At 32.7% G+C, this 2,568-nt stretch carries 3 protein-coding genes; 1 reads left to right on the top strand and 2 read right to left on the bottom strand.

The features are described from left to right. Positions 1-878: 878 nt before the first annotated feature. Positions 879-1,136, bottom strand: a complete 258-nt coding sequence (locus HRT72_06890) for a hypothetical protein (protein NQY67431.1) — start codon at positions 1,134-1,136, stop codon at positions 879-881. 110 nt (positions 1,137-1,246) lie between these two features. Here HRT72_06890 and HRT72_06895 point away from each other — a divergent pair, with 110 nt between their 5' ends. Beyond that, positions 1,247-1,885 carry a response regulator transcription factor gene (locus tag HRT72_06895; GenBank protein ID NQY67432.1) on the top strand — a complete coding sequence of 213 codons (639 nt, stop codon included), beginning with the start codon at positions 1,247-1,249 and terminating at the stop codon, positions 1,883-1,885. Here the strand turns inward: HRT72_06895 and HRT72_06900 are convergent. Beyond that, positions 1,882-2,568, bottom strand: a 687-nt coding sequence (locus HRT72_06900) for a hypothetical protein (protein NQY67433.1), incomplete at its 5' end; no start/stop codon positions are given. The genes HRT72_06895 and HRT72_06900 overlap by 4 nt on opposite strands.

A 2,568-nucleotide genomic window follows, 5' to 3' on the forward strand; every position in this document is an offset into this window, starting at 1 on the left:
ATTTAGTTGAATTTAGTTGAATTTAGTTCGTATGGTTATATAGAACGTTGTGAGCGTGTTATGGGTTTGCTTATTCTTCAATTTTTCAGTGAAATGAAGCTTATTGAATGTGAGAGGAGATAAATGAACTGCGAACTAACAAATACAACTTTCCAATATTCGTGGAAGTAGGGGGCAAGTTCACTCCTAAGATTGAGAAAAACATGAATACAAGAAAGTATCGAACTGGAGATGGCTGGCGAATGGATGAAAATTAGATCAAAGTATCTGGATTAAGCGCTCGTATACCGATAGGTTCTTGTATCATGCTGTGGACAGAGAGGGAATGCTGTAGATTTTCTATTGACTTAAAAGGAGACAGAATTATTGCTATAGCAATACCGAGAAAAGAAGTTCTTCAATAAAGCCATTCATAATAATGGAAACCCGAGGGTGATAAATGTCGATAAAAGAGGATCTAATTACTCTGCAATTCGAGTTGTAAATAGGCTTGAAGAACTTATTATATACAATAATTCTTGGATATAAGATGAGTATTGAGCTTTATTGATATGATTACTTCCCGATACAGAACTTATACCTCCTTTATTTTAAGTTTTGGCAGCACCAAGTTCTTAGGTTTGGAAAGCTATTTTGCTTAGGTGCGTTATATTGATTGAATTAAATACGCACAATTAATTATAGGTCATAATTATTAAGGCCTGATGTAAGTATTTTGATTATTAATTTTAACTTTATGTTAAAGTATTTGTTTTTGGTTGCTTTCCAATTTAACATTACAATTCGCAGCCATATTTTAACCGCTCACAGATATCTTCTGTTCGTATATTGAATACATTCTAGATTACTATAAATCTGAAATAAATTTAGCTCACTTATTAAACTTTGATTTTATAAATAGTAGCTCCTAGAATATCAATGGCATCATCTACTACAAATTGTTTAATAGTTCCAATCCAGCTGGATGCCTTATACCTGGAGGTAGGTAGAGCTGTAACTGATGCCATCGCAGATTTTAGTAGACTTCCTTGGAGTAATGGAAAAGAAGACTTTAATTCAAGTAGTCCATTTTTAGGGGAATCGATTTTATCGCCCCTTTTCAAGATAAGAATTTCACAATGGCAAGTGGTGTCCATTTACATTGGGTTTTACCTCAGGCTCATCGTAATTGTCATACTACAGAGATTAGTACATTGGAACAAAGCTCTGTTACGCAGGTTACTGTAAATTATTAGTTCGTAATTAGATGAAGGTTGAAGAGAAAATAAATGTGGTAATTGTCGACGATCATCAAATAGTTATTGATGGGCTCCTTGGGGTTTTTAAAACTGTGGATCATATTAATGTTATTGGTTACACAACAAAAGGGATGGAAGCCATTGAGTTGATTTTAGAAAAAAAACCAGATATCGTTCTGTTAGATATTAATATTCCGGATTTGGATGGATACGAAATTTGTAGAGGATGTAAAAAAAGAAATGTAGATGCTAAGATCTTGGGATTATCGATGTACGATGATATTAATAGTATTGATAAATTATTAAAAGCTGGAGGAGCTGGATATATCTACAAAAATTATGGTAAAGAAGAGTTGATAAATGCCATTCAAACTGTTATGAGTGAGGGTAGGTACCTAGATCAAAACACGATTAAACTGCTCTTATCTCATGCGGAAAAATTTGATAGCCCATTGTCTGTAATAACAGAAAGAGAAAAAGAGGTATTAACCCTAATAGCCAAAGGCAAGCAATCTTTAGAAATATCTGAACGCCTCCATATTAGCTTATTTACTGTAAAAACGCACAGGAAAAACATCTTAACCAAATTGAGCCTTAAAAACACAGCCGAATTGGTTAGGTATGCTCTAGAAAATGGATTTCGTTAAATATCAGGTATCAAAGGAATTACTGCTATTATTATTGTACCCTTTCCTAGTTGAGACTCAACTGCAAAAGAACCTTTTAGCCACTCTGCTCTAATTTGAATATTCTTTAAACCTAAGCCATCAGGAGTACTACTTATTGCACTATCAACATCAAAACCAATACCATCATCTTCAATTGTAACATTAAGCTCATCATTGCCTTCAATTATCTGAATATTAACATTTTTAGCTAAAGCATATTTGATAATATTATTATTTGCTTCTTGTACAATAGCAAAAATCTCTGATTTAATGAATGGGTTAATGTGAGATTCATCACATTTAAATAACAGTTGATACTTAATGTCAACTATTATCTCAAGGCGTGTAATGAAATCTAAAATTGCTTTATGGAGCCCGTGTTCTAACATTTTTCGGGAAACTATGTTGTAAGACAAGTCTTTTACTTCAATATAAGCTTCTTCAAGTAGTAGGCTCATATTCTCCGTTAATTTAATGCTTTCATTATTCCTACTAATCAATGTAGTAATTTGTTCAAAGTTTAATTTTGCAGAAGTTAGTATTTGGCCAATATGATCGTGCAGGTGGGCTGATATTTTCTTTTTCTCATTATCAACAATTTCTAAAATATTTTTTGTACTAAGTTCTCTCTGTGTACCATATGCTTCAATTTGGGAGTTAGC

This window comes from Flavobacteriales bacterium, assembly GCA_013214975.1.
In the GTDB taxonomy this organism is placed as follows: domain Bacteria; phylum Bacteroidota; class Bacteroidia; order DT-38; family DT-38; genus DT-38.